Consider the following 25,792-nt stretch of genomic DNA (forward strand, 5'->3'; position numbering starts at 1 on the left):
TGACCTCCGTGATCGTGTGACGCAGCGTGCTGCGATCAGTGCGTGATCGGCGTGACCTCGAGGTCCCACGGGGGGATCTCGGAAGGGGTGGGTATCTGCGTTCCGGGGAGGGACGCAGCAGCCGCGCCATAGGCGACGGCAGTCCGGAGCCGTAGATCGGCTGCGGCGCCGGCGACAGCGGCGATCAGATACCCGGCGAGCGAGCTGTCACCGGCCCCGACCGTGCTGGCTACCTCGATGCGCGGTGCGTGAGCGCGAAGCGATGTGTCCGCTGTGACCAGCAGAGCGCCCCGAGCGCCCAGAGTGACAAGGGCAGCGCCGACTTTGGCAGGCACCAGGGCGCGGGCCTGCGCGAGGGCGGATGCCGCGATATCCGCTTCGCCGGTGGAGCCGGCAAGCTCGCTGAGTTCTTCCTCGTTCGGCTTGATGAGGTCCGGAGCGGCGTCGGCCACGACCCGCTCTAGCGCGCGACCCGACGTGTCGACGGCGACGCGCGGTGCGTCTGCACCCCATCGAGCGCGCACAGCGGCGATGGCATCTGCGTAGAAGCCGTCACTCAGCCCTGGAGGCAGCGAGCCGGCGAAAACGACCCACTCCGCCCCCTCGCAGGCAGCGACCACACCGGCGATGAGGGCGCTGCACTCGGACTCGGACATCTCGGGGCCGGGAAGATTGATCTTGGTGGTGGTGCCGGCCGGGTCGGTGAGTGTCAGGTTCGCGCGCACTCGGCCGAGAACCTCCACGCGGCGCACCGCGATCCCTGTCCGGTCCAGCAGCAGTCGATAGGGGTCATCGGCCGCGCACGGGACCACGGCGATCGTGGCGATGCCTGCCGCCCGCAGAGCTCGAGCGACGTTCACGCCCTTGCCGCCCGCGTCTTCGCGCACGCTACCGGCGCGCTGCACCTCGCCGGCCCGGAGCGGTGCGTCCAGGCGCACGGCGCGATCCAGCGACGGGTTCGCGGTGACGGTGACGATCATGCGCGCCACACCTCCGTGCCGCACTCCACGAGCGCCTCGGAAAGCACTCCGGAAGGAAGCGCATCCGTGACGAGCAGATCGATGTCGGTGAGAGATGCGAACGTGACGAGCAGCTCGCGGTCGAACTTGCTCTCGTCGGCGACGACGATCACTCGACGGGCGGCCCTCACGATCGCGCGTTTGACCGCCGCTTCATCCGGGTCCGGCGTGCTCGCCCCGAACGCCGCTGAGAGACCGTTCACGCCGACGAACGCGACATCGGGTCGGAGCGCCTCGATCGCCCGTACCGTATCCGCACCCACTGCAGCTGCGGTGACCCCGCGGACCCGGCCGCCGATCACGGAGAGTGACACCGCGTCGGCGGTCGCGAGAGAGTGTGCGAGCGTCAGGGAGTGGGTGACGACCTCCGCGGAGCCGCGACTCATCGTCAACCGCGCGGCCAGCTGATCGGCGATCGCCGCTGTCGTGGTGCCGGCATCGAAGTAGATGGAACCGTGGAAGCCCTCGCCCAGTGCATCGAGTGCGCGCTGCGCGATCGCGTGCTTGGCGCCGCTGCGTCGTTGGGCGCGATCGGCCAGGGACGATTCCGCCGTGCTGGCACGTTCCAGCGGCACCGCCCCCCCGTGCACGCGGCGGAGCGCACCAGACCTTTCGAGTGCGTCGAGATCCCGCCGTACCGTTTCGGTGGTGACGTCGAATCGCCCAGCGAGTTCGACCACGGCGACCCGGCCCTCTTCGAACAGGATCCGTTCGATGAGATCTTGCCGCTCCGTTGCGTACACAGCATGCCCCCTTGAATCTGATTCCAACACAGTACAACATAAAACAACACAAACACAATAGTGCGCAACGCGCGGGTGTCGAGTTGCAGATACCCTCGGACGATGTCCGACAAGCCGATCGCCGAGATCCTGATCGACGAGGTGCTCGTGCGCGGACTCCTCCGGGCACAGCTGCCGAAGCTCGCGCCCCTGCCGCTGTCGAAGGCATCCGAAGGATGGGATTGCGAGGTGTGGCGACTGGGCACGGACCTTGCGGTTCGTCTCCCCCGGCGGGCATTGTCGGCATCGCTGACCGCGCACGAGCAGTTCGCGCTCCCCCTCATCGCCCCCGCGGTCGAAGCGACGGGTGTGCGGCTGCCCGCTCCTCTCTTCCACGGTGCACCGGGTGCGGGGTATCCCTGGGCGTGGTCGATCGTTCCCTGGATCGTTGGCGAGTCCGGGCTGTCGGTGCGCCGCGAGGACCGCAGCGGATGGGCACAGCCACTGGCACGGGCTCTTCGCGCGCTCCACGCCCCCGCCCCGGCGGACTATCCCGTCAACCCCGCGCGCGGAGCCCCACTGGCCGCACGCGCAGAGGCGGTCGCCGGACGCCTCGACGACCTGCGCCGTCAGCACGGACCCGATGCCGCCCTGGACGCCCTGGAGGGGCTCTGGGACGCCGGCGTAGCCGCACCGACCTGGCAGCACTCACCCGTGTGGGTACACGGCGACCTGCACCCCGGTAACCTACTCGCGCACGGGTCCGAGTTGTGCGCCATCATCGACTTCGGCGATGTGACCGGAGGAGATCCGGCGTACGACCTGGCGGTCGCGTGGATCGCCTTCGACGACTCGGGCCGCCACGCCTTCATCGACGCCTTTGACGGCACGCACGACGCCGCGACCTGGGTGCGGGCGCGGGCCTGGGCCGGAGCGGTCGCGCTGATGCTGCTCGCACACAGCGACGACAACCCGGCCTACGCCGCCCTCGGCGCGGAGGCCCTCGACGCGGTGGTCTCCGGTGGCCGACGCGACTAAGCCTTCGTCGCGCCCCCGGCCACCCACACATCGACACGATCGCCGTTCAGCATGAAGCGCACCACGCTGCCCGACGGAAGGTTCGCCGCGATCTCACTGGGGATCCCCTCGAGCATCAGATCGATCACGGGATTCAGCGGGGCGGGCGTGCAGCTCATGCCCCAGACTCCATAGGGTTCCATCTCCAGCACGAGGCAGCGTCCCCGCTCGTCGCTGGCGGCGGACCAGGCGGTGAGACCGTTGTACGTCTCGTACCGCTGCAGAGACTCGAGGTCGAACATCGGCTGGAATCCTTCGGAGCGCCTCATGAACGCGGCGCGATCTTCGTCGCTCGTCGCAACGGGAGCCATCGAGTAGTTCGCACGAGGAGCCATCAGCGAGGTCACGGTCGCGCTGATCCCGATGACCAGGAGGACCGCGATTCCGGCGGCGACCCATCGCGCGTTGCGACGCCACCACGGCGCCCCCTGCGTGTCAGCCACGTCCCCGACCACGACACCGTCATCTGCGCCCGGCGACGGCACGCCGACGGGCGTTGCCTCGGCATCCGGTGACAGGCCGAAGCGGGCATCCGCAGGCTGCTCCGACGGCACTCCTGCGAAGACCGCGTCCAGGTCGCTCCGGTCGAGACCCGCGGGCAAGGCCCTCTGGCTGGACGACGCGGGGCGCGCCGCATCCTCGAGTTCGATGAGTCGTCGCTGAGCGACGTCGTCGTCGGCGATGTCCGCGTCCGGACCGTAGGCCCGACGGCGCAGTTCGGCGAGCTCCGCCTCGCTCTCGAGGGACTGCGACGAGGCATCCATGGCTTCATTATCACTCAAGGGAATCCGACCGCTTTTGTAGATAGTGCACAAGCGACTGAGTCCCACAGGATCCGGTACTTGGTCCCACCATCACTGCCCGTCGGATGACGGAGAACGCCTGTTAGATTCGCACAGCTTCGACGGACCACCCCGCGATCGGCATGCCAATGACGGCAGGCCGAGGGGCGATCACCACCCGCGATCCCCCGTCGATCGGCGACAGCACGCCGGCATTCGAACACGCCTGCTCGCAGGCGCGACACCTGGAGTCCTCAATGACGAGAACAGAAACCCACGCGCACGGCCTCGGCATGCGCATCGCGGTCATCGTGCTCAGCGTTCTGCTGGCAGCGATGATCTTCCTCTACTTCGTGACCACCTCAAAGATCGCGGATGGCGCGAACCAACTCGCCGCGGGCGCATCCGACGCGGATGGCGGCTCCCAGCTGGTCGCCGACGGCACTGTGGCTCTATCCGACGGCGCAGGAGAACTCGCCGCCGGTGCCGGCAAGCTCGACGACGGCGCCGCCAGCGCCGCGTCCGGAGCGGCATCGCTGTCGGCCGGAGCCACCTCCGCCGCCGCCGGTGCGGCCTCCCTCGCCGAGGGGGCGACCTCGCTGTCCTCCGGTGCCTCGAGCGCCGCAGAGGGAGCGGCCAAGGTCAGTTCGGGCGCCGCATCGGCCGCCAGTGGCGCTACCGCACTCGCCAACGGTGCAGGGTCCGCGAACCAGGGCGCTGCAGACTTGGCGGCAGGAGCGAAGGATGCCGCCGCCGGCGCCGCGCAGATCGCCGCGAGCTCGCAGCAGCTGGCCGCGGGAGTGGTCGCGACCAACGCGATCGCAGGTGAGGTTCTCGCGGGCGCCGACACCCTCAATACGAAACTCGCCGAGGGAATCACCGCTGATGTCACGACCCTCGCCGACCCCGCCACCAAGACGGCGCTCGCTGCAACGGCCGCGGATGCTCCGGTGAATGCGAACAAACTCGCCACCAGCCTTGCCGCGCTCGCTGCCGCCGATCCGGGCAACACGACGCTGGCGAGCCTTGCGGCTCTGGCCGCGGGCGTGGAGAAGCAGGTCAACGGTCTGGCTGCTCCGGCTGCTGCGGCCCCGGCACTGGCTCAGGGCCTCATCTCAGCGTCAGATGGAGCCCAGGACCTCGCCGCGGGCGCAAACATCCTCGTGAACGGCGACATGAGCAAGATGTGGCCGGGCACCGTGGGGCTCGCCAACCCGAAAGTCGGAGCCCCCGCGCTGGCCGCAGGCGCCCAGTCGCTCAGTGCAGGTGTGACCAAGGTCAGCAACGGCGCCGTATCGCTGTCATCCGGGATCCAGTCGCTCAGCTCCGGCGCCGGATCTCTCGCCGCAGGCACGCAGTCCCTCGCGGGCGGTGCATCGAGCCTCAACGCCGGAACGCAGAACCTCAGCGCCGGCGCGGCGAAGCTCAACTCCGGTGCTGCGGATCTGGCCACCGGCACGTCGACGCTCTCACAGGGTGCCGCGACACTGTCGTCGGGTGTGACGGAGCTCTCCGCAGGCGCATCGACCCTCGCCGAGGGCAGCGACACGCTCGCGGACGGCAGCGCAGAGCTCTCGGCCGGTGCTGTCGCCCTGGCTGACGGCACGACGCAGATCGCGGATGGATCGGACACCCTCGCCACCGGTGCCTCCGGTGCGACGCCGATGATCGTGCCGTGGCTGCTCGGCATCGCGCTGGTGGGACTGATCGCGATCGGCTTCTGGGTCGGTCACCGGATCAGCCACCGCACCCGCACCGAACGGGGCGCTGTCGCCACCGCGTGACGTGAACTACCGGACGGGCGTGGGTCGGGGCATCCGATTCACGCCCGTTCCTCCGGTCGAGCCCTTGCGCGTCGGGCCGGTCAAGCCGGGCCGAATGGATGGGTGAGGTCGTAGGCGCGAGCGATCTTCTGGGGGACCACCATCCGCCATGCGTCGACGACAAGCTCGCGGGCCTCGGTCGGGTCGAGAGACGCGAGATCGGCGTGGACCCAGTTGAAGCGCAGGTCCGACGCCGATGGCATCTGGAACTTGCGCGGATCGCCCCCGACCAGGGCCGCACGCTCCTCCTGCGGGAAGGCGAAGCCCATGACCGTCTCGTCGAGAGAGAAGGCCACGTAGACCATCTGTCCGACGCGGAACTTCAACCTCCCGCGTACGTACGCGTGGTACGAGCGTTCCAGTTCGGCGCCGAGCGATCGAACATCCTCGATCACTGCCATGCGTGGATCTCCAGCGTCAGCGCGCGGTTCGCGGAGAGTTCGGTGCCGAGAAACAGGAAAACCCCCGCTGAGCGGGGGTTTTTCCTTGCTGGGGTACCTGGACTCGAACCAAGAACAAAGGTACCAGAAACCTCCGTGTTGCCAATTACACCATACCCCATGGCGGTTCAGCCGAAGCCTTACCGAAGATCAAGCTTACGCGATCACGGCGGCTTGGCCAAACTGAGAGCCGGTCCCGGCGTGTCAGCCGACCTTCTCGACGAGCGCGCCGAGGCGACGGATCGACTCCGCCTTGCCCAACAGCTCCATCGACTCGAACAGCGGCGGCGACACACGACGGCCGCTCAGCGCGACGCGCAGCGGACCATATGCCACGCGCGGCTTGAGTCCCAGACCTTCGATGAGGGCGGCGGCCAGCGCCTCCTGCACCGAGGCGGCGATGAACTCCGACTCCGGCACGAGTTCGAGTGCGCCGACCGAGGCCACGAGCACCTCACCCGCGTTGTCCGGGAGCGATGCCAGGGCGTCGTCGTCGTACGCGATCTCGTTGGTGAAGAGGAACCCGAGCAGTCCGGGAACGTCGCCGAGCAGCTGCACGCGCTCCTGCACGAGCGGGGCGGATGCCTCGATCATGGCCCGCTGCTCGGGCGTCGGGATTTCACCGATCACGCCGGCCTGCGTCAGGTACGGGAGGATGCGCGCGGCGAAGTCCGCGGGCGCCAGCATCCGGATGTGGTCGCCGTTGATCGACTCCGCCTTCTTCTGGTCGAAGCGAGCCGGGTTCGGGTTGACGTTGACGACATCGAATGCCGCGGTGAACTCGTCGAGCGAGAAGACATCGCGATCGTGGCCGATCGACCACCCCAGCAGCGCGAGGTAGTTCAGCAGGCCCTCGTGGATGAAACCCTTGTCGCGCTGCAGGAAGAGGTCCGCGCGCGGGTCGCGCTTGGAAAGCTTCTTGTTGCCGTCGCCGAGCACGAGCGGCAGGTGCGCGAAGCGCGGGATGAAGTCGGTGACGCCGGCGTCGATGAGCGCCGCGTACAGCGCGAGCTGACGGGCCGTCGAGGGCATCAGGTCTTCACCCCGCAGCACGTGGGTGATGCCCATGAGCGCGTCATCCACCGGGTTGACGAACGTGTACAGCGGGATGCCGCCGGCACGCACGATCACGAAGTCGGGGAACGATCCGGCGGGGAAGGTCACTTCACCGCGCACGAGGTCGACGTAGGTGACGTCCTCGTCGGGCACGCGGAGGCGCCATGCAGGCTCGCGTCCTTCGGCGCGGAACGCCGCCTTCTGCTCGTCGGTGAGCGTCCGGTCGTAGTTGTCGTATCCGAGCTGCTTCGCGCGACCGTTCGCCTCGTTGCGGGCGTCGATCTCCTCGGCGTTCGAGTAGCTCTCGTACACGGCACCGGCGGCGATGAGCTTGTCGAGCACGCCGCGGTACAGGTCGTGGCGCTGCGACTGGCGGTACGGCGCGTGCGGGCCGCCGATCTCCACGCCCTCGTCCCAGTCGATCTTCAGCCAGCGCAGGGCGTCCAGCAACTGCTGGTAGCTCTCTTCGCTGTCGCGCGCGGCATCCGTATCCTCGATGCGGAAGATCATCTTGCCGCCGTTGTGACGCGCATAAGCCCAGTTGAACAGGGCCGTGCGCACCAGTCCGACGTGCGGAAGACCGGTCGGCGAGGGGCAGAACCGCACGCGAACGTCGGCTCCGGTGGCGGTCGTGGTGCGGGGATCGACTGTAGATGACATCACGGTCCAGCTTAGTTCGCGGCGGCCGGCGATTCTGCGGTGTCGGCGAGCACCCGAGTGAGCGCCGCGAGCGTCGTGCGGACCGACGGAACCCGATCCGCACCGTGGGCAGTCACGACATGCAGCGTGCGCTCCTCCCCCGCCGGCAACGGCAGGGTCACGACACCGGGCAGTTGCGGGAAGGATGCCACGGCCATCCGCGGCAGCGTCGCGACCCCGATGCCCTGAGCCACCAATCCTTCGACGGCGACGAAGTTGTCGGTCTCGAACGTGATGCGCGGTTCGAATCCGGCCCGGCCGCACAGTTCGAGGAGGTGCCCACGGCAGCGCGGGCACCCGGCGATCCAGTCCTCGTCGGCGAGCTGTGCGATCTCGACGGTGTCGGAGCCGGCGGCCGGATGATCGGTCGGCAGAACCGCGAGGAGCTGGTCGGTGCCGACGCTGCGCACGGACAGCCCGCGCGCGCTGTAGCGGTGGGGATCGTCGCGGTCGCCGGGATAACTGAACGTGAGCGCGATGTCGGCACGGTCCTCCCGCACGGCCGCGACCGCTTCGGGCGGCTCCGCCTCGACGTACGTGAGCGAGACCCCGGGGTGATGCAGGGCGAGATCCGCGAGCAGCCGCGGGATGACGCTGGGCGACGCGGAAGGAAACCCCACCAGTCGCACCCGACCAACCTTCAGCCCGCGGAGCTCGTCGAGTTCTTCGGATGCCGCATCCAGAGCCGTCGTGACCGCCGGTGCGTGACGCGCGAGGATCCGGCCCGCTTCAGTGAGTCGCACACGGCGCCCGACGCGCTCGACCACCGCGATGCCGAGCCGCTGCTCGAGACGCTTCATCTGCTGACTGACGGCCGGCTGACTGAGGCCCAACGCGTCGGCCGCGCCGGTGATCGACCCTTCGTCGCCGATCGCCTTCACGACCCGCAGGGTCTGCACGTCGAACTCGGGGTCGTCGAAGGAGGTGTCGGCCATACGCGAAATCATAACGCGGGTGCATGTTTTGCATTGAAAACCGGGCCTAGACCAATGTCTGAGCCGACTGTCACTCTGGACACATGGCCCCGATCACCGTCTCCGCACCCCCCGCCCTCGCGGCGAGCGAGGCGTTCGCCGGCGGCCGCGGCTACCTCGCGGCCTGCACCCTCGGCCTGCCACCGCGGGCCGCGCGCGACGCCATGGCCGCCGACCTCGACGCCTGGTCCTCCGGACACCCCGACCCGGTCGGCTACACGGCAGCGGTCGAGCGCACGCGCGGCCACTTCGCCAGGCTGGTCGATGTCGCGGCCGACCGTGTCGCGATCGGCTCGCAGGCATCCGTATTCAGCGGTCTGATCGCCGCCGGCCTCCCCGACGGCGCAGAGGTGCTGTGCGCCGAAGGAGACTTCTCCTCGATCGTGCTCCCCTTCGTCCACGCCGGCCGCGGCATCCGTGTCCGTTCCGTGCCGCTCGACGCGCTCGCGGACGAGATCACCCCCGACACCGCGCTCGTCGCCTTCTCGATCGTGCAATCGGCATGCGGCCAGGTGGCGGATGCCGCCGCCATCGTCACCGCAGCGCGCCGCCACGGCGCGCGCACGTACTGCGACGCGACGCAGGCCGTCGGGTGGCTGCCCGTCGACGCCTCGCAGTTCGACGCGCTCGTGTGCCACGCCTACAAGTGGCTGTGCGCCCCGCGGGGCGTGGCGTTCCTCACCATCAGTGCGGACTTCGCCCGCCGGATCCCGTCGGTGTTCGCCGGGTGGTACGCCGGCGACAACCCGTGGACGTCGTGCTACGGCGACTCTGTCGAGCTCGCCTCCGACGCGCGCCGGTTCGACGTCTCCCCCGCGTGGCAGGCATTCGTCGGTGCGGAGGCGGCACTCGAACTGTTCGCGACCTCCGACCCGACCGCTCTGCACGCCCATGCCACCGGGCTCGCCACCGCGTTCCGCGATCGCCTCGGGCTGGTCACCGCCGACCGGGCCAGCGCCATCGTCTCCTGGCGGGATCCGGAAGGATGCGACCTCGCGCGCCTCACGGCCGCCGGCATCATCGCCTCCGGTCGCGCCGGACGCGTGCGCGTCGCCTTCCACGTCTTCAACGACGCGCAGGACGTCGACCTCGCCGTGGCCGCCCTCGGCCGCTGATCCGGTCCTGAGCCGCCGTCGTCATTCCCCGGCGGTGCACAGCTTCGGGGCGCGAGAGAGAGACTCGGGGTCGGGGCCACGCACGCTTCGCGTGTCGTCCGGATGGCCCGAAGCTCTGCACACGGCGGGCCGTGCGCAGCAGCCTCAGTCGACGGTGGCGGACGCCGCGGCGCGCGGGATGCGTGCCATCGGCGACATCACGACGACAGCCGCGACGACGGCCAGGGCGACCAGGGCGAGCCCGCCGTAGCCGATCCAGCCCAGGATCAGTCCGGCGAGGATCGCGCCGACCGCTGCGGACAGGCTCATGAGCGAGTCGCTGCGTCCCTGTCGCTTGGGCCGGAACTGCGTCGCGGATGCTTCGGTCAGCAGCGCCGATCCCGCCACGGTCGCGGCGCTCCAGCCCAGTCCGAGCAAGATGAGCGCGAGGGTCACGCCAACCTCGGAGGATCCCGCGAACGCGGCTGTCAGGAGGGAGGCGGCGAGGATCGCCTGTCCCAGCATGATCACCCGCACTCGTCCCCAGCGGTCCGCCAGGATGCCGAAGACCGGTGACAGTGCATACATGCCGGCGACGTGCAGGCTGATCGTCAGCCCGACGATGGACAGCGTGGCGCCGTGATGCACCAGATGCACGGGAGTCATCGCCATGACGGATGCCATCACGGCGTGCGAGCCCGCGACTGCGATGATCGCGTACCGGGCGACGCGGGGCCGATCGACCTCGACGATGTGATCGGCGCGCACGACGCGCTGGAGGGCGAGTCGCTGCGCGGTCAGCAGTGGGTCGGGCCGCAGCGCGATGAGGTACAGCGCCAGCGCGCACAGCTGCGCGACGATCGAGAACACGTAGGCGCCGGTGAGCGGCGGCATCCCGAGCGCGGCGCCGATGACCTCGCCCGGTTCGAGGAGGTTGGGGCCGAGGACGGCGCCGACGGTCGTCGCCCACACCACGATCGACAGATCGCGGCCGCGCCGTGCGGTCGGCGCGAGGTCAGTCGCCGCGAAGCGGGACTGCAGATTGCCGGCGTTGCCGGCGCCGATCAGGATGAAGCCCAGGAGAAGGAGTGGGAACCAGCTCAGCGCGGCGGCGGAGACGACGACGATGATGCCCACCAGCGCAAGGGCATTGCCGAGCGTCAGGGAACGCCGACGACCGTGACGCGCCGCGAGTGCGGCGAGCGGGATCGCGCACAGGGCCGCACCGAGCGTGAGGAAGGCGGTGGCGAACCCGGACAGTGCGTCCTGTCCGGAGATCGTGCGCGCCAGGAGCGCGCCGAGCGAGATCGTGGAACCGAAGGCGATGCCGCCGAGCACCTGGCCCGCGGCGAGTACGCCGACGATGCGGTTCTGGGCGTGGCCAAGCTCTGCTTCAGTGAGGATCGACGTGCTCACGCGTTGCGCGCCGTATTGCGCAGCGTGCCGAGGCCGCTGATCTCGACCTCGAGTGTGTCGCCGGCCTCGAACGGGCCGACCCCCGCGGGGGTTCCGGTCAGGATCACGTCGCCGGGCAGCAGCGTGAACGCGGCCGAGGCGTACGCGATGATGTCGGCCACCGAGTGCACCATGTCGGTCAGCGGCGCCTTCTGCCGTACTTCGCCGTTGAGGCGGGACTCGAGCGTGGCGTTCGCGAGGTCGAATTCGGTGTCGATGACCGGTCCGAGCGGGCAGAACGTGTCGAAGCCCTTGGCGCGCGACCATTGGCCGTCCCGCTTCTGCAGGTCGCGCGCGGTGATGTCGTTCGCGATCGTGTAGCCGAAGATCACCTCGTGGGCGCGGTCGACGGCGACATCCTTCGCGATCGAGCCGATCACGACGGCCAGTTCGCCCTCGAAGTCGGTGCGCTCGCTCTGCCGCGGTCGCACGATGGTGTCGCCAGGACCGATCACCGACGTGTTGGGCTTGAGGAACAGCATCGGCTCGGCGGGCGCTTCGTTGCCGAACTCGGCCGCGTGATCGCGATAGTTGCGTCCGACGCAGACCACCTTCGAGCGCGGGATGACCGGTGCCAGCAGTGCGGCGTCGGCGAGCGGCACGCGCTCCCCCGTGGTCTCGAATCCGGCGAACATCGGGTCACCCGCGAGTACGACGAAATCGCCCTCATCGAGGATGCCGAAGCGGATGGTGTCCCTGTGGCTGAACCGCGCGATCTTCACCGCTCCAGCCTACTCAGGACGCGGCATCCGTCGGCCGATCCCGCTCACCGCGAAACTGCACCCGAGCGTCGAGACCGTGGCGAATGCCCGCAGTCTCGAGGCTCGCGTGCAGTCTCGCGAAAGAGGATCGCGGTCAGGCGCCGAGGCGCAGAAGCCAGCCGTGGCGGTCCGCGACGCGACCGTACTGGATGTCGGTGAGCTCCTGGCGCAGCGACAGTGCAAGCTCACCGCGAGGCTGCTCATCCACGAAATCGCGACCCTTCAGCACGCCGATCGGCGTCACCACGGCGGCGGTGCCGCACGCGAACACCTCGACGATGTCGCCGGAAGCCACGCCCGCGCGCCAGTCCTGCACCGAGACCCTGCCGCGCTCGATGGTGTGGCGACGAGATGGTGAAGATCTCGNGCGACCCTTCAGCACGCCGATCGGCGTCACCACGGCGGCGGTGCCGCACGCGAACACCTCGACGATGTCGCCGGAAGCCACGCCCGCGCGCCAGTCCTGCACCGAGACCCTGCCGCGCTCGATGGTGTGGCCGCGGTCCGCGGCCAGCTGCAGCAGCGAATCGCGCGTGATGCCTTCGAGGATGCTGTCCGAGTGCGGCGTGACGATGCGGCCGTCCTGGTAGACGAAGACGACGTTCATGCTGCCGACCTCCTCGACGTTGCGGTCTTCGTCGAGGAAGACCGTCTGGTCGCAGCCGTTCGCGTAGGCGTCGGACTGCGGCAGCAGCGATGCGGCATAGTTGCCGCCGGTCTTCGCCGCCCCCGTGCCACCCTTGCCCGCGCGGGAGTGGTCCTCGCTCAACCACAGCGACACCGGCTGCACGCCGCCGGTGAAGTAGGCGCCGGCGGGGCTGGCGATGACGTAGAACGCGACCTTCTGCGCGGGCCGCACGCCGAGGAACGCCTCCTTGGCGAACATGAACGGACGCAGGTACAGGCTCTGGTCCTCACCGCACGGCACCCACGCACTGTCCGCGGCGACGATCTCCTGGATCGCCTGGATGAAGTACTCCACCGGCAGCTCGGGGAGTGCCAGACGGCGGGCGCTGCGCTGCAGGCGCAGCCCGTTCTGGTCGGGCCGGAACGTGTGAATCGAGCCGTCCGCGTGGCGGTAGACCTTGATCCCCTCGAAGATCTCCTGACCGTAGTGCAGCACCGCCGCCGCCGGATCCAACGCGATCGGACCATACGGCTGCACCCGCGGCCGGTGCCAGCCGCCGCTCGCCGACCAGCAGACATCGACCATGTGGTCCGTGAAGTATTTGCCGAACCCGGGATCGACGAGGATCTCGTCGCGCTGCGCCGCGGACTTCGAGGCGAGGTTCTTCGTCACCGCGAACTCGAGCGGGGCAAGGTCGGTCTCAGGAAAGGAGGGGGCGTCGATCAGAGTCATGTGAGGCCTGTGCTTTCGGAGCGCCGTCGTCGGTGCGCTCAGGTCTGTGCGGGATGCGCAGCTTCCCTCGCGGGAGCTGACCGACGACGGAATCGTCGATCTCTGCCACCCGTGGCCGGTGAGGGGATGCGCCTTCCGCGGTGATGGTGCCGGGGCGGGCGGGGCCGAGACCACCGGTGAGGGTGTCGGCCGGGATGTCGCCGAAGAGGTGGTCGGTGACGATCTCATCGAAGCGGGCCCTGGTTCGTGACCGAGATGGATGCCGCGACGACGTGCCCACAAGTCTACGACCCCCGCGGGAGCCGCTCGTGCACAGGCTTGGTCGGGTCAGGCGTCGAGGCGCAGGAGCCAGCCGTGGCGGTCTTCGACGCGGCCGTACTGGATGTCGGTGAGCTCCTGGCGCAGCGACAGTGCAAGCTCACCGCGAGGCTGCTCATCCACGAAATCGCGACCCTTCAGCACGCCGATCGGNGCCGTACTGGATGTCGGTGAGCTCCTGGCGCAGCGACAGTGCAAGCTCACCGCGAGGCTGCTCATCCACGAAATCGCGACCCTTCAGCACGCCGATCGGCGTCACCACGGCGGCGGTGCCGCACGCGAACACCTCGACGATGTCGCCGGAAGCCACGCCCGCGCGCCAGTCCTCGAGCGAGACCGTGCCGCGCTCGATGGTGTGGCCGCGGTCCGCGGCCAGCTGCAGCAGCGAATCGCGCGTGATGCCTTCGAGGATGCTGTCCGAATGCGGCGTGACGATGCGGCCGTCCTTGTACACGAACACGACGTTCATGCCGCCGAGCTCTTCGACGTTGCGGTCCTGGTCGAGGAAGACGACCTGGTCGCAGCCGTTCGCGTAGGCCTCGGACTGCGGCAGCAGCGACGCGGCGTAGTTGCCGCCGGTCTTCGCCGCCCCGGTGCCCCCCTTGCCCGCACGGGCGTACTCGTCCGAGAGCCAGATCGAGACCGGGCGGACGCCGCCGGTGAAGTACGCGCCGGCGGGGCTGGCGATCACGTAGAACGCGACCTTCTGCGCGGGCCGCACGCCGAGGAACGCCTCTTTGGCGAACATGAACGGACGCAGGTACAGGCTCTGGTCCTCACCGGACGGCACCCATGCGCCGTCGACCGCGATGAGTTCGCGAATCGCCTGGATGAAGTAGGGCACCGGCAGTTCGGGCAGGGCGAGCCGGCGGGCGCTGCGCTGCAGGCGCAGGCCGTTCTGGTCAGGCCGGAAGGTGTGGATTGAGCCGTCCGCGTGGCGGTAGGCCTTGATCCCCTCGAAGATCTCCTGCCCGTAGTGCAGCACCGCCGCCGCCGGATCCAAGGCGATCGGACCGTACGGCGAGACGCGCGGCCGATGCCAGCCGCCGTTGATCGACCAGCAGATGTCCGCCATGTGATCGGTGAAGTGCACACCGAACCCAGGATCGGCGAGGACCTCCTCGCGCTGCGCCGGAGACTTCGCGGCGAGGTTCTTCGTCACCGCGAACTCGAGCGGAGCGAGGTCGCTGTCGGGGGTGGAGTCGATGAGTGTCATGTCACGCCTGTGTCTTTCGGTGCGCGGTGTGCTGATGCGCGAGGGTGGGTGCGGGTCGACGCGCTGGAACCAGATTACGCCTGGAGACGCTCGGCGATGGCGTCGCCGATCTGGGCGGTCGTGCGGGTGGCCGCACTGCGGCCGGCGATGTCGTCCTCGACGGCGCGGGTGACGCGTGTCGCCTCGTCCGTCAGCCCGAGGTGATCGAGCAGCAGGGCGATGGACAGGATGGCCGCGGTCGGGTCGGCCTTCTGCTGCCCGGCGATGTCGGGCGCCGAGCCGTGCACGGGCTCGAACATCGACGGGAACGCCCCGTCCGGGTTGATGTTGCCGGACGCGGCGAGGCCGATTCCACCTGTGACGGCGCCGGCCAGGTCGGTGAGGATGTCCCCGAAGAGGTTGTCGGTGACGACGACGTCGAATCGTGACGGGTCGGTCACGAGGAAGATCGTCGCGGCGTCCACGTGCAGGTAGTCCACGGCCACGTCGGGGTGCTCGGCGGCGACCTCGTTCACGATCCGCTGCCACATCCCGCCCGCGTGCACGAGCACATTGGTCTTGTGGACGAGCGTGAGCTTCTTGCGGCGCCGCTCGGCGAGGGCGAACGCGTAGCGCACGACCCGCTCGATGCCGTAGGCGGTGTTGACGGACGTCTCGTTCGCGACCTCGTGGGGTGTCCCCCGGCGGATCGATCCGCCGTTGCCCACATATGGGCCTTCGGTGCCCTCGCGCACGACGACGAAGTCGATGTCTCCCGGGGCCGCGAGCGGACCGGGAACGCCCGGGTACAGCCGCGACGGCCGCAGGTTCACATAGTGATCGAGTGCGAAGCGCAGTTTCAGCAGCAGTCCGCGTTCGATGTTCGCGTCGCGCAGTCGCGGGTCGCCCGGGACTCCCCCGACCGCGCCGAGGAGGATCGCGTCGTGCGACGCGATGGCCTCCAGATCGGCATCCGTCAGCGTGTCGCCCGTCTCCAGGAATCGTGCGGCACCGAGCGAGAAGCGCGTCTTCTCGAAGCGGATGCCGCTGCCTGCGGTCGCGGCATCCAGCACCTTCTCGGCCTCGGCGATGACCTCGGGGCCGATCCCGTCACCGGGAATGACCGCCAGCTTCACAACCTGACCGACCTGCGTACGCGACATTGCTCTCCTAGCCTGGCGCGGCCGCAGGAGCGTGTCAGTGCTCGGCTGCGACCGTGGAACGGGACTTTCCCAGGGTAGTGGCCGCCACGACCGCTGCGACGACCACGAGGGCGGCTCCGATCAGCGAGGTGATCACGACACCGCCGTCGAACGCGTGCGCCGCGGCGTCCCGAAGGGCCGAGGACAGCGGCTCGGACAGGCCGTCCGCGGCCACCATCGCGCCCGCGAGAGTCTCGCGAGCGGCATCGGATGCATCGGCGGGAAGTCCCGCCGGCAGCGCGAGGTTCACGCGGTAGAACGCTGTGAGGATGCCGCCCATGATCGTCGTGCCGAGGACGGCGCCGAGCTCGTACGCCGTCTCCGAGACGGCGGAGGCGGCCCCCACCTTGGCGGAGGGCGCGCTGCTCAGCACGAGCTCGTTCGAGACGGTCTCGGCCATGCCGATGCCGGCGCCGAGCGACATGAACGCGACGATCAGCATCACCAGGGAACCCCCGTCGGCGGTGAGCGCGACCAGGATGTATCCGAGCACCGACAGCACGAGAGCGGCCGGCACGAGAACGCGGGGCGCGACCCGACGCGAGATCGGCACGACGACGAGGCCCGCGAGGATCATGACCGCGAGTCCCGGCAGCAGCGCGAGTCCGGCATCCATCGGGCTGAGACCCAGGATGAGCTGCAGGTGCTGTGCGACGAAGTACAGGAAGCCGACCAGCGCGATCACGCTGAGCAGGTTGACGAGGATCGCACCCGTGAACGGGCCGTGCCGGAACAGCGACATGTCGAGCATCGGCGATTCGGCGCGCAATTGGCGACGCACGAAGAGGAAGCCGAACAGAACGCTGAGGCCCACCAGCAGCAGGGCCGGGCCGAAGATGCCCTCGACGGCGAGCGACTTGATGCCGTAGACGAGCGGCACCATGGTCGCCAGCGACAGCAGGATGCTCCAGACATCGATGCGGCCCGGGTTGGGGTCGCGGCTCTCCGGGATCAGCAGCGGCGTCAGGATGAGCAGCGGGATGAGGACCGGCACGGCCAGCAGGAAGACCGAGCCCCAGTGGAAGTGCTGCAGCAGGAAGCCGCCGACGATCGGTCCGAGCGCCATTCCGGCGGAGAACCCCGCCGCCCAGATCGCTATCGCGAGGCGACGCTGTTCACGGTCGCGGAAGATCGTGCGCAGCAGCGAAAGGGTCGACGGCATGAGCATCGCGCCGAACACACCGAGGCCGACGCGCGCCAGGATGAGAAGCTCCGCCGAGGGGGCGAAGGCAGCCAGGATCGACACGACGCCGAAGCCGATCGCGCCGATCAACAGCATCTTGCGGCGACCGAAGCGGTCCCCCATCGTGCCCATCGTCACCAGGAGGCTCGCCAGCACCAGCGGGTAGGCGTCGATGATCCAGAGCTGCTGGGCGCTGGTGGGCTCGAGATGCAGCGAGATCTGCGGCAGCGCGAAGCTGAGCACGGTGTTGTCGACGGAGACGAGCAGCACCGGGAGCATCAGGACAGCCAGCGCCACCCAGCCACGCCAGCCCACACGCGGCGAAGTCGTCAACGCCTCGGTGGGGGTGTGTGCGTACGTGGTGCTCATGATGTTTCCTCAGGTGCTTAAAGAGTTAGTAAACCGTCCAGCCGGTATAGTAACAGATGTACCTGATCAGGAAATGGATACGATCGAGATCATGAGCAGACCTCCGCGCGCCCGCGAAAGCGTGCTCGATGCGTTCGAGACGCTGCTCATCGACGACGGCGAACGCGCCGCCACGATGGATGCTGCAGCCCGCGCGGCCGGCGTGTCCAAGGGGGGCCTGCTCTATCACTTCGCCTCGAAGGATGCCCTCGAGGCCGGTCTCATCGAGCGGCTCGACCGGTTGATGCAGGAAGACATCGCGGCGCTCACGACGGCGCCGGAGGGCGTGGTCGCCTATTTCCTGCGCTCCTCGGTGATGCAGAACGACCCGCTCGACCGAGTGCTCATCGCCATCTCGCGACTTGCCCAGGGTGGGTCGGCCAGCGCATCCGCGGCCCTCCGCGGCGTGCGCGAGCAGTGGGAGTCGGCCGTGCGCCCCTACGCGCGCGACGAGACCGCGCTGCAGCTCGTCATGCTCGTCAGTGACGGGCTCTACTTCAACAACGCCCTCAACGGCGGGTCCGTGCCCGGCCCCGTCCCCCGCGGCGCGGAGATGGACGCCCTCATCGAACTCGTGCTGGGGGCCACCGCGCGCTGACGCGCGATGACCCCGCCCGAGGCTACGCCTGGGTGATCTCGATCTGGCGGAACAGGTCGGCCTGGACAGCCTGGTGCAGCTCGGCCAGCATCTCATCCGGCACCGGCGAGTCGACGGTCAGCACCGACAGGGCACGACCGCTGGCGTCCGGGTGCGCGACCTGCAGACCGGCGATGTTGATGCCCGCGTCGCCCAGCTTCTGACCGTAGATCGCGACGATGCCGGGGCGATCCGCGTAGCGCATGACGATGTGGTGCTGCTCGATGGCCACTTCGATCTCGTAGCCGTTGATGCCGACGACCTTGGGCACGAGGCGGGTTCCGGCGAGGGTGCCCGCGATCGTGAGAACGGTGCCGTCCGACAGCGTTCCGCGCAGCACGGTGAGGTTGCGGTAGAGCGGGCTCTCGGCCTCGACGATGAGTCGGGTCTCGATGCCGCGCTGCTCGGCGAACAGCGGTGCGTTCACGTAGGACACGTTCTCGCTGATCACGTTGGTGAGGATGCCCTTGAGCGCAGCCAGCCGGTAGACGCTGACGTCGTACGCTGCAAGCTCACCGCGCACCTCGATGTCGAGGCTGGTCACCGCAGCGTGCGCGAGGCCCGTGAAGAACTGGCCGAGCTTCTCGACGAGCGCGATGCCGGGGCGCACGAAGGGATCGATGATTCCGCCGGCGACGTTCACGGCATCCGGAACCAGGTCGCCTTCGAGGGCGAGCTTGACCGAGCGCGCGACCGAAACGCCGGCCTTCTCCTGCGCCTCGTTGGTGCTCGCACCGAGGTGCGGTGTCACGACGACGTTCGGCAGATCGAGCAGGCGCGAGGCGCTCGAGTCCTTCGCCGGCGGCTCGGAGGTGAACACGTCGAGACCCGCACCGGCGATCACTCCCCCGGTGAGGGCGGCGTGCAGCGCCTCCTCGTCGATGAGACCGCCACGGGCGACGTTGATGACGAACGCGGTCGGCTTCATCAGCGCCAGCTGCTCCGTGCTGATCATCCCCGTGGTTTCGGGGGTCTTCGGCATGTGCACCGTGACGAAGTCGCTCTGGCGCAGCACCTCGTCGAAGGACAGCAGCTCGACCTGCAACTGCTGGGCGCGGGTCGGGGTCACGTAGGGGTCGTAGCCGACGACGCGGACGCCGAAGGCGCGGAGCCGCTCGGCGATGAGTGCGCCGATGCGGCCGAGGCCGACGATGCCGACCGTCTTCTCGAACAGCTCGGTTCCGGTGTAGGCGCTGCGCTTCCACTGGCCGTCGGCGAGCGACGCGTGGGCGCTCGGGATGTGCCGGGCCAGGCTGAGGATGTGGCCGATCGTCAGCTCGGCGGCCGAGATGATGTTCGAGGTCGGTGCGTTGACGACCATCACACCGGCCGTCGTGGCCGCCTTGATGTCGACGTTGTCCAGTCCGACGCCGGCGCGCGCGACGACCTTCAGCACGGGCGCCGCAGCGATCGCCTCGGCGTCGATCTTGGTCGCGGAGCGCACCAGGACTGCGCTCGCGTCGGCCAGCGCAGCCAGCAGTGCCGGCCGATCGGTTCCGTCGACGGTGCGCACGTCGAAGTCGGGACCGAGGGCGTCGATCGTGGCGGGGGAAAGTTCTTCGGCGATCAGGACGACAGGCTTCGACAAGGGCGGTCCTTCGGGGGCGGTCGCACGGCAGCACGACGGGCAGAACGAATGGGGATGCCACGCCGCACGCCATCGGGGGCGAGGCCGTTCACAGCTTATCGTGGGCGGCCACGACCCCCGAACCGTGTGACGCCCCGCACGAGTCAGTCGAAGATGCGGAGTGTCAGCGTGTACCAGGTCTGCGGCCCGACGACACCGTCCACGGTCAGCCCGAACATCTGCTGGAACTCCCGTGCCGCGGCATCCGTCGCCGGACCGAATGCCCCGTCGACGGCGATCCCACCCGGCAGGAGCGTCTGCGCGGCCCGCACGGCCTCCCCCGAGTCGCCGGAGCGCACCGTGACGATCAGTGCAGGCCAGTCGAGCTGACCCAGCGTCGTCCCGAGGTCCGTGCCGCGCAGGGTCTGCTGGAAGACGGTGACGGCTGCGCCGCTCGCCGGCCCGAATGCCCCGTCCGCCACGATGGTGGCGCCGTGCGCGCGAAGCAGGTGCTGCGCCGCGAGCACGCGCCAGTTGACCGTCTGCGTGGCGCCGACCGCCACCAGGGGCCACGGCCGGGGTCCAGGACGCAGAGAGCTGAGGAACGACCAGGTCGCAGGTCCGGCCGCGCTGTCCGGCGTGAGGCCCCACGACTCCTGGAAGAACTGCACGCGCTCGGCCGTGATCGGGCCGTACGCGCCGTCCACAACCAGCGGGGCGATTCCCGGTGAGGGCACGAGCCCGAACTGCTGCACCGCGCGCACCGCGTCGCCCGTGGAACCCAACGTCGTGGTGGTGACCAGGAGCGGCCAGGTCTGCGGTCCGACGATGCCGTCGGCGGGAAGTCCGGCCCCTGACTGGAATGCGGTCACCGCCGCTGCGGTCGCGGGCCCGTACACGCCGTCCACCGCCACGGCATGGCCCCGTGCCCTCAGCAGGTACTGGATGCCGGACACGACGACGTCGTCCGATCCGACGGCGACTGTGCTCCACGGTGCGATGTTCATGGAAACTCCTCGATTCCGGCGTGCCCGCTGCGGGAGCGCGTCCGTCGATGAAGAGTCTGGATCAGGCGACCTGATACATCTACGGGTCTCAGCCCAGGAGCGAGGCCCCGGCCACGGCGGCATACGCGACGATGTCGAGCCAGAACACCGCCACCACGGCGAGGCCGGTGAGCAGCGCCAGGAACAGGTGGTGCGCCGGGCGCCGGTATCCGAGGGCGAACGCTCCCCCGAAGGCGAGGAACGGGAAGATGACCGGCAGCAGCAGCACGAACCAGCCGAGTCCGTTCAGCCCGAGCGGTCCGGAGGCCTGACTGATCAGGAAGGACAGGGCGTTCCACACCGCATACGCGTAGAAGAGGCCGAACAGTCCGGCGATGGTGACGGTGAGCCACACGGGGGTGCGTCGAGCGGATGCCGCGGCATCCGGTGCGATCTCGGTCATTGCCCCACCGTCCCGATCATCACGAACGGCCACGGCACAAGGAGGACCACGCCGGCCAGCAGCCACACGACCCGGAGCCAGGTCTTGGCGCCACGCGTCAGCACGAACACGGTCGCGAACCAGAGCGGCGGTGCCAGGACTGCCAGCCACAGTGCGACCTGGTAGGCCACCGGAGCGACCAGGAATTCGGCCGTGCCCTGCAGACGGAGGCCGCCGACGATCCAGCCGAGGGTCCAGAGCAGGTAGACGCCGCCGAGCACGCCGAGCGTGATGAGCGCCACGTTCCCCAGAGGCGCCGCACCGGGCGCATCACCGGCATCGGCGGAGGCGTCGACCGCAGTCGTCGGGCCGGCGACCGTCGCCGCCCCCTTGCCGACGGCCTGGAAGCCCTCCGGAAGCTCCACGGCGCCACCGACTTCGGCGTCGTCGTCCGCGGTCGGCGGGGCGACGGGGGCTCGACCGGCGTCGAGCGTCGGATCGTCGTCACCGTCCCACGACAGGGCATCGTCACGTCGATCAGACATGCCCTCAGCGTATTGCACCCGTTCGGGATCCGCCGAGGCGGACGCCCGCGTCACACCGCGCGGACCCGATTGCCGCGCTTCTCGTGGGTGAGCTCGACCAGCCCGAGCTCCTCGAGCAGCGGCGGCAGATACATCCCGAACCTGCCCCGATAGCCCTTGCGCAGCCCATACCAGCCGCCCACCGGGTTCTCGGCACTGCGCCCCCAGGCCTCGACGGTGCCCTCCGGCGCATCCTTCTGCTCGTCGGCGGCGCCGAGTTCGACCCACTCCCCCTGCTCGCGCAGCCAGGCGGCGAGGTCGTCGATCGCACTGAGGTGGTACTTCAGGGTCGTCGACCCGACCTGGCACACCAGCGCAGGCGGGTCCGCCGACTCGTCCCGGTACATCGTGTAGCCGGATGATCCGGGTGCCGTGGTCAGCTGCCACGGGTCGTCCTTGGTGCCTGAACCCGCCATGACTCCCCCTCCCTGAATGGACTGAGGCTACCGCCGGGACCTCGCCGACAGAAGGTCGCGCCGAACGAAAGCGGCCCGGCCGCACCCTCCACGGTTGGTGGAGGGGCGACCGGGCCAATGCCGTGCCGGGTGTGGACGGCGGTCCGGGTCAGGCTCAGCGCGCGGCGGAACCCTCGACGTAGTCCTCGTCCTGCTGCTTCCACGCGAACAGTGCGCGCAGGTCCTTGCCGGTGGCCTCGATCGGGTGCGCGGCACCCTTCGCGCGCAGCTCGAGGAACTCGGGCGCTCCGGCATCCTGGTCCGCGATGAACCGCTCGGCGAACGCGCCGGACTGGATGTCGGCGAGAACGGCCTTCATGTTCTCCTTGACGCTCGGGTCGATGACGCGCGGGCCGGAGACGTAGTCGCCGTACTCAGCGGTGTCGGAGACCGACCAGCGCTGCTTGGCGATGCCGCCCTCCCACATCAGGTCGACGATGAGCTTGAGCTCGTGCAGCACCTCGAAGTAGGCGATCTCGGGCTGGTAGCCGGCCTCGACGAGCGTCTCGAAGCCGTACATGACGAGCTGCGACGTGCCGCCGCAGAGCACGGACTGCTCGCCGAACAGGTCGGTCTCGGTCTCTTCGGTGAACGTGGTCTTGATGACACCGGCGCGGGTGCCGCCGATGGCCTTGGCGTACGAGAGGGCGAGGTCCCACGCCTGACCCGACGCGTCACGCTCGACCGCGATGATGTCGGGGATGCCGCGACCCGCGACGAACTCGCGACGCACCGTGTGGCCGGGGGCCTTCGGAGCGATGAGGATCACGTCGACGCCCTCGGGTGCGTCGATGTAGCCGAAGCGGATGTTGAAGCCGTGCGCGAAGGCGAGCGTCTTGCCGGGGACGAGCTTGTCCTTGATGCTGTCGCGGTAGATCGAGCGCTGGTGCTGATCGGGCGCGAGGATCATGATGACGTCAGCCCATTCGGCGGCGTCCGCGACGGAGAGGACCTCGAAGCCGTCCTCCTGCGCCTTGGGAGCGGACTTGGAGCCGTCCTTGAGCGCGATGACGACCTGGACGCCGGAGTCGCGGAGGTTCTGCGCGTGGGCGTGGCCCTGCGAGCCGTAGCCGACGATCGCGACCTTCTTGCTCTGGATGAGCGACAGGTCGGCGTCAGCGTCGTAGAGGAGTTCGGCCATGGTGTGTTTCCTTCTTCGTTGGGAGTTGCTGGCCACTGCGGTGACCGGGAGTGGGATGCCGGGAAGGCCTGTCAGGGGCGGAGGACGCGCTCGGTGATGCTCTTGCCACCGCGACCGATGGCGAGCAGACCGGACTGGGCGAGCTCCTTGATGCCGAACGGCTCGATCGCGCGCAGGAACGCCTCGATCTTGCCCTTGTCACCGGTCACCTCGACCACGAGTGCGTCGGTCGCGTAGTCCACGATCGAGGCGCGGAACAGGTTGACGACCTCGATGACGTTGGAGCGCGTCGTGTTGTCTGCGCGCACCTTGACCAGGATGTGGTCGCGCTGCACCGACTGGGATGCGTCGAGCTCGACGATCTTGATCACGTTGATCAGCTTGTTGAGCTGCTTGGTGACCTGTTCGAGCGGGAACTCCTCGACGTCGACGACCACCGTGATGCGGGACAGGCCCGGCACCTCGGTGACGCCCACGGCAAGGGATTCGATGTTGAAGCCGCGGCGGGCGAACAGACCCGCGACGCGGGTCAACAGGCCGGGTTTGTCCTCCACCAGGAGACTCAGCACGTGACTGGGCATGTCTAGATCTCCTCCTCGAATGCCGGCGAATGCTCTTTCGCGTATTGGACGTAGCTGTTGCTGACGCCCTGCGGCACCATCGGCCACACCATGGCGTCCGCGCTCACGACGAAGTCGATGACGACCGGACGGTCGTTCGTCTCGAGCGCGAGCTTGATGGCGGCATCCACCTCGTCCTCACGCTCCACGCGGATCGCGAGGCATCCGTAAGCCTCGGCCAGCTTCACGAAGTCCGGAACGCGGATCGTGTCGTGGCCGGTGTTCAGGTCGGTGTTGGAGTACCGGCCGTCGTAGAACAGCGTCTGCCACTGGCGGACCATGCCCAGCGAAGAGTTGTTGATGATCGCGACCTTGATCGGGATCTTGTTGATCGTGCAGGTGGCGAGCTCCTGATTAGTCATCTGGAAGCAGCCGTCACCGTCGATCGCCCAGACCACGCGGTCGGGTTCGGCGACCTTGGCGCCCATCGCCGCCGGCACGGAGTAGCCCATCGTGCCCGCGCCGCCCGAGTTGAGCCAGGCGTTGGGGCGCTCGTACTTGATGAACTGCGCGGCCCACATCTGGTGCTGGCCGACGCCCGCGGCATAGATGCCCTCGGGACCGGTGAGCTCACCGATCCGCTGGATCACGTGCTGCGGAGCCAGCAGTCCGTCGGTGGTCGGTGCGAAGCCGAGCGGGAACTCGTCGCGCAGGCCGTCCAGATAGGACCACCACTCTTCGGTGTCGGGCTTGCCGTCGATGGTCGCACCGCGGAATGCGGCATCCAGGTCGACCAGGACATCCTTGAGGTCACCCACGATCGGCACATCGGCCATGCGGATCTTGGAGATCTCCGCCGGGTCGATGTCGACGTGCACGACCTGGGCGTTGGGCGCGAACAGCGCCGCCTTGCCCGTGACGCGGTCGTCGAAGCGTGCGCCGAGCGAGACCAGCAGGTCGGCCTCCTGCAGCGCGAGCACGGCGGGCACCGTGCCGTGCATGCCGGGCATGCCGAGGTGCTGCTGGTGCGAGTCGGGGAACGCGCCGCGCGCCATCAGCGTCGTGACGACCGGCGCACCGGTGGTCTCGGCCAGGGCGAGCAGCTCGGCCGACGCCTGCGAGCGGATCACGCCACCGCCGACGTAGAGGACGGGCTTCTTGGCCTCGGCCAGCAGCTGGGCCGCGGCCTGAATCTGCTTGCCGTGCGCCTTGGTCACCGGTCGGTAGCCCGGCAGGTCGATCTTGGGCGGCCATACGAAGGGCGCCTCGGCCTGCTGCGCATCCTTGGTGATGTCCACGAGCACCGGACCGGGGCGACCCGTACCGGCGATCTCGAACGCCGCCGCGATGGCGCCGGGGATGTCTTCGGGACGCTTGACCAGGAAGCTGTGCTTGGTGATCGGCATCGTGATGCCGACGATGTCGGCCTCCTGGAAGGCGTCCGTCCCCATCAGGTTCGAGAACACCTGCCCGGTGATGCAGACGATCGGCACGGAGTCCATGTAGGCGTCCGCGATCGCGGTCACGAGGTTGGTCGCCCCGGGGCCGGAGGTCGCGATCGCGACACCGACCTTGTTGGAGGCGGCCGCGTAGCCTTCGGCCGCGTGACCGGCGCCCTGCTCGTGCCGCACCAGGATGTGGCGCAGCTCGGTGCTGTCCATGAGCGGGTCGTACACGGGGAGGATGGCGCCGCCCGGAAGCCCGAAGACGTCGGTGACACCGAGCAGTTCGAGCGAGCGGACGACTGCCTGCGCGCCCGTGAGCACGGGCGCAGAGGTGGATGCGGTGCGAGAGGGTGGCCGCGGAACGGCCGATGCTGATTCGGCAGACATGATGATGATCCTCGAATGAG

At 69.0% G+C, this 25,792-nt stretch carries 22 protein-coding genes, 1 tRNA gene and 2 pseudogenes; 4 read left to right on the forward strand and 21 right to left on the reverse strand.

Annotated features, from left to right (window positions below; genetic code table 11):
- Positions 1 to 35: 35 nt before the first annotated feature.
- Both pfkB and ASD65_RS03730 read right to left on the reverse strand, forming a co-directional pair.
- Complete coding sequence (gene pfkB, locus ASD65_RS03725; RefSeq protein ID WP_056224431.1) at positions 36 to 980, reverse strand: 1-phosphofructokinase; 945 nt, start codon at positions 978 to 980, stop codon at positions 36 to 38.
- Positions 977 to 1,762 carry a DeoR/GlpR family DNA-binding transcription regulator gene (locus tag ASD65_RS03730; RefSeq protein ID WP_056218701.1) on the reverse strand — a complete coding sequence of 262 codons (786 nt, stop codon included), beginning with the start codon at positions 1,760 to 1,762 and terminating at the stop codon, positions 977 to 979. The genes pfkB and ASD65_RS03730 overlap by 4 nt, the downstream gene beginning before the upstream one ends.
- A gap of 102 nt (positions 1,763 to 1,864) precedes the next feature.
- Here ASD65_RS03730 and ASD65_RS03735 point away from each other — a divergent pair, with 102 nt between their 5' ends.
- A complete protein-coding gene (locus ASD65_RS03735; RefSeq protein WP_056218703.1) occupies positions 1,865 to 2,779 on the forward strand; it encodes an aminoglycoside phosphotransferase family protein in 915 nt (304 codons plus the stop codon).
- Here the strand turns inward: ASD65_RS03735 and ASD65_RS03740 are convergent.
- Complete coding sequence (locus ASD65_RS03740; RefSeq protein WP_056218707.1) at positions 2,776 to 3,582, reverse strand: hypothetical protein; 807 nt, start codon at positions 3,580 to 3,582, stop codon at positions 2,776 to 2,778. The genes ASD65_RS03735 and ASD65_RS03740 overlap by 4 nt on opposite strands.
- 275 nt (positions 3,583 to 3,857) lie before the next feature.
- Here ASD65_RS03740 and ASD65_RS03745 point away from each other — a divergent pair, with 275 nt between their 5' ends.
- Positions 3,858 to 5,384 carry a hypothetical protein gene (locus ASD65_RS03745; protein ID WP_162248466.1) on the forward strand — a complete coding sequence of 509 codons (1,527 nt, stop codon included), beginning with the start codon at positions 3,858 to 3,860 and terminating at the stop codon, positions 5,382 to 5,384.
- Positions 5,385 to 5,464: 80 nt separating this feature from the next.
- On the opposite strand, the gene ASD65_RS03750 is transcribed toward ASD65_RS03745, so the two are convergent.
- The 4 genes from ASD65_RS03750 to ASD65_RS03765 form a co-directional block, all read right to left on the reverse strand.
- On the reverse strand, positions 5,465 to 5,824 hold the full coding sequence (locus ASD65_RS03750; RefSeq protein ID WP_056218713.1) for an MmcQ/YjbR family DNA-binding protein: 360 nt from the start codon (positions 5,822 to 5,824) through the stop codon (positions 5,465 to 5,467).
- 88 nt (positions 5,825 to 5,912) lie between these two features.
- Positions 5,913 to 5,984: transfer RNA gene (locus tag ASD65_RS03755), tRNA-Gln, on the reverse strand.
- A gap of 83 nt (positions 5,985 to 6,067) precedes the next feature.
- Entirely contained in the window at positions 6,068 to 7,579 is a 1,512-nt protein-coding gene (gene gltX, locus ASD65_RS03760; protein WP_056218716.1) for a glutamate--tRNA ligase, read from the reverse strand.
- Between the two features lie 11 nt (positions 7,580 to 7,590).
- On the reverse strand, positions 7,591 to 8,553 hold the full coding sequence (locus tag ASD65_RS03765; RefSeq protein ID WP_056218720.1) for a LysR family transcriptional regulator: 963 nt from the start codon (positions 8,551 to 8,553) through the stop codon (positions 7,591 to 7,593).
- An 83-nt stretch (positions 8,554 to 8,636) separates the two neighbouring features.
- Between ASD65_RS03765 and ASD65_RS03770 the strand changes: the two genes are divergently transcribed.
- Positions 8,637 to 9,707, forward strand: coding sequence for an aminotransferase class V-fold PLP-dependent enzyme (locus tag ASD65_RS03770; RefSeq protein WP_056218721.1), 1,071 nt, complete (start codon positions 8,637 to 8,639; stop codon positions 9,705 to 9,707).
- A 144-nt stretch (positions 9,708 to 9,851) separates the two neighbouring features.
- Here the strand turns inward: ASD65_RS03770 and ASD65_RS03775 are convergent, their stop codons facing one another.
- From ASD65_RS03775 to ASD65_RS03805, 6 genes and pseudogenes are all read right to left on the reverse strand, one after another.
- The gene (locus ASD65_RS03775) at positions 9,852 to 11,102 is read right to left on the reverse strand and encodes an MFS transporter (protein ID WP_056218725.1); all 1,251 of its coding nucleotides are present in this window, start codon (positions 11,100 to 11,102) and stop codon (positions 9,852 to 9,854) included.
- Positions 11,099 to 11,863 carry a fumarylacetoacetate hydrolase family protein gene (locus ASD65_RS03780; protein ID WP_056218726.1) on the reverse strand — a complete coding sequence of 255 codons (765 nt, stop codon included), beginning with the start codon at positions 11,861 to 11,863 and terminating at the stop codon, positions 11,099 to 11,101. The genes ASD65_RS03775 and ASD65_RS03780 overlap by 4 nt, the downstream gene beginning before the upstream one ends.
- Positions 11,864 to 12,269: 406 nt before the next feature.
- Positions 12,270 to 13,262, reverse strand: a pseudogene (locus ASD65_RS03785) (branched-chain amino acid aminotransferase); the annotation flags it as partial.
- 472 nt (positions 13,263 to 13,734) lie between these two features.
- Positions 13,735 to 14,796: pseudogene (locus ASD65_RS03795) on the reverse strand (branched-chain amino acid aminotransferase); the annotation flags it as partial.
- Positions 14,797 to 14,870: 74 nt separating this feature from the next.
- Positions 14,871 to 15,938, reverse strand: coding sequence for a 3-isopropylmalate dehydrogenase (locus ASD65_RS03800; protein ID WP_056218737.1), 1,068 nt, complete (start codon positions 15,936 to 15,938; stop codon positions 14,871 to 14,873).
- Positions 15,939 to 15,972: 34 nt separating this feature from the next.
- The gene (locus ASD65_RS03805) at positions 15,973 to 17,529 is read right to left on the reverse strand and encodes an MFS transporter (RefSeq protein ID WP_056218740.1); all 1,557 of its coding nucleotides are present in this window, start codon (positions 17,527 to 17,529) and stop codon (positions 15,973 to 15,975) included.
- A gap of 91 nt (positions 17,530 to 17,620) precedes the next feature.
- Between ASD65_RS03805 and ASD65_RS03810 the strand changes: the two genes are divergently transcribed.
- Positions 17,621 to 18,166 (forward strand): TetR/AcrR family transcriptional regulator, encoded by a 546-nt coding sequence (locus tag ASD65_RS03810; protein ID WP_056224433.1) that lies wholly within the window; start codon positions 17,621 to 17,623, stop codon positions 18,164 to 18,166.
- Positions 18,167 to 18,188: 22 nt separating this feature from the next.
- Here the strand turns inward: ASD65_RS03810 and serA are convergent, their stop codons facing one another.
- The 8 genes from serA to ASD65_RS03850 all read right to left on the reverse strand — a co-directional run bounded on the left by serA (position 18,189) and on the right by ASD65_RS03850 (position 25,772).
- Positions 18,189 to 19,793, reverse strand: a complete 1,605-nt coding sequence (serA, locus tag ASD65_RS03815; RefSeq protein ID WP_056218742.1) for a phosphoglycerate dehydrogenase — start codon at positions 19,791 to 19,793, stop codon at positions 18,189 to 18,191.
- Between the two features lie 143 nt (positions 19,794 to 19,936).
- The gene (locus ASD65_RS19290) at positions 19,937 to 20,779 is read right to left on the reverse strand and encodes a peptidoglycan-binding domain-containing protein (protein ID WP_056218745.1); all 843 of its coding nucleotides are present in this window, start codon (positions 20,777 to 20,779) and stop codon (positions 19,937 to 19,939) included.
- An 88-nt stretch (positions 20,780 to 20,867) separates the two neighbouring features.
- The gene (locus ASD65_RS03825; RefSeq protein WP_056218748.1) at positions 20,868 to 21,221 is read right to left on the reverse strand and encodes a hypothetical protein; all 354 of its coding nucleotides are present in this window, start codon (positions 21,219 to 21,221) and stop codon (positions 20,868 to 20,870) included.
- On the reverse strand, positions 21,218 to 21,745 hold the full coding sequence (locus ASD65_RS03830) for a hypothetical protein (protein WP_056218751.1): 528 nt from the start codon (positions 21,743 to 21,745) through the stop codon (positions 21,218 to 21,220). The genes ASD65_RS03825 and ASD65_RS03830 overlap by 4 nt, the downstream gene beginning before the upstream one ends.
- Positions 21,746 to 21,795: 50 nt before the next feature.
- On the reverse strand, positions 21,796 to 22,200 hold the full coding sequence (locus ASD65_RS03835; protein WP_056218753.1) for a DUF6855 family protein: 405 nt from the start codon (positions 22,198 to 22,200) through the stop codon (positions 21,796 to 21,798).
- Positions 22,201 to 22,354: 154 nt separating this feature from the next.
- A complete protein-coding gene (ilvC, locus tag ASD65_RS03840) occupies positions 22,355 to 23,380 on the reverse strand; it encodes a ketol-acid reductoisomerase (RefSeq protein ID WP_056218756.1) in 1,026 nt (341 codons plus the stop codon).
- Between the two features lie 71 nt (positions 23,381 to 23,451).
- Complete coding sequence (gene ilvN, locus ASD65_RS03845) at positions 23,452 to 23,961, reverse strand: acetolactate synthase small subunit (protein ID WP_056218759.1); 510 nt, start codon at positions 23,959 to 23,961, stop codon at positions 23,452 to 23,454.
- A gap of 2 nt (positions 23,962 to 23,963) precedes the next feature.
- Positions 23,964 to 25,772: an acetolactate synthase large subunit gene (locus tag ASD65_RS03850; RefSeq protein WP_056218762.1), complete on the reverse strand. Its 1,809-nt coding sequence runs from the start codon at positions 25,770 to 25,772 to the stop codon at positions 23,964 to 23,966.
- Positions 25,773 to 25,792 lie beyond the last annotated feature (20 nt).

Source organism: Microbacterium sp. Root61, from assembly GCF_001427525.1.
GTDB lineage: Bacteria > Actinomycetota > Actinomycetes > Actinomycetales > Microbacteriaceae > Microbacterium.

Bases quoted from the DNA above. Each gene is read 5' to 3' on its own strand.
- ASD65_RS03745 (WP_162248466.1), top strand. From the start codon at position 3,858: ATGACGAGAACAGAAACCCACGCGCACGGCCTCGGCATGCGCATCGCG.
- ASD65_RS19290 (WP_056218745.1), bottom strand. From the start codon at position 20,779: ATGAACATCGCACCGTGGAGCACAGTCGCCGTCGGATCGGACGACGTC.
- gltX (WP_056218716.1), bottom strand. From the start codon at position 7,579: ATGTCATCTACAGTCGATCCCCGCACCACGACCGCCACCGGAGCCGAC.
- ASD65_RS03735 (WP_056218703.1), top strand. From the start codon at position 1,865: ATGTCCGACAAGCCGATCGCCGAGATCCTGATCGACGAGGTGCTCGTG.
- ilvN (WP_056218759.1), bottom strand. From the start codon at position 23,961: ATGCCCAGTCACGTGCTGAGTCTCCTGGTGGAGGACAAACCCGGCCTG.
- ASD65_RS03800 (WP_056218737.1), bottom strand. From the start codon at position 15,938: ATGTCGCGTACGCAGGTCGGTCAGGTTGTGAAGCTGGCGGTCATTCCC.
- ASD65_RS03770 (WP_056218721.1), top strand. From the start codon at position 8,637: ATGGCCCCGATCACCGTCTCCGCACCCCCCGCCCTCGCGGCGAGCGAG.
- ASD65_RS03810 (WP_056224433.1), top strand. From the start codon at position 17,621: ATGAGCAGACCTCCGCGCGCCCGCGAAAGCGTGCTCGATGCGTTCGAG.
- ASD65_RS03850 (WP_056218762.1), bottom strand. From the start codon at position 25,772: ATGTCTGCCGAATCAGCATCGGCCGTTCCGCGGCCACCCTCTCGCACC.
- ASD65_RS03835 (WP_056218753.1), bottom strand. From the start codon at position 22,200: ATGGCGGGTTCAGGCACCAAGGACGACCCGTGGCAGCTGACCACGGCA.
- ASD65_RS03805 (WP_056218740.1), bottom strand. From the start codon at position 17,529: ATGAGCACCACGTACGCACACACCCCCACCGAGGCGTTGACGACTTCG.
- ASD65_RS03750 (WP_056218713.1), bottom strand. From the start codon at position 5,824: ATGGCAGTGATCGAGGATGTTCGATCGCTCGGCGCCGAACTGGAACGC.
- pfkB (WP_056224431.1), bottom strand. From the start codon at position 980: ATGATCGTCACCGTCACCGCGAACCCGTCGCTGGATCGCGCCGTGCGC.
- ASD65_RS03830 (WP_056218751.1), bottom strand. From the start codon at position 21,745: ATGTCTGATCGACGTGACGATGCCCTGTCGTGGGACGGTGACGACGAT.
- ASD65_RS03765 (WP_056218720.1), bottom strand. From the start codon at position 8,553: ATGGCCGACACCTCCTTCGACGACCCCGAGTTCGACGTGCAGACCCTG.
- ilvC (WP_056218756.1), bottom strand. From the start codon at position 23,380: ATGGCCGAACTCCTCTACGACGCTGACGCCGACCTGTCGCTCATCCAG.
- ASD65_RS03825 (WP_056218748.1), bottom strand. From the start codon at position 21,221: ATGACCGAGATCGCACCGGATGCCGCGGCATCCGCTCGACGCACCCCC.
- ASD65_RS03740 (WP_056218707.1), bottom strand. From the start codon at position 3,582: ATGGATGCCTCGTCGCAGTCCCTCGAGAGCGAGGCGGAGCTCGCCGAA.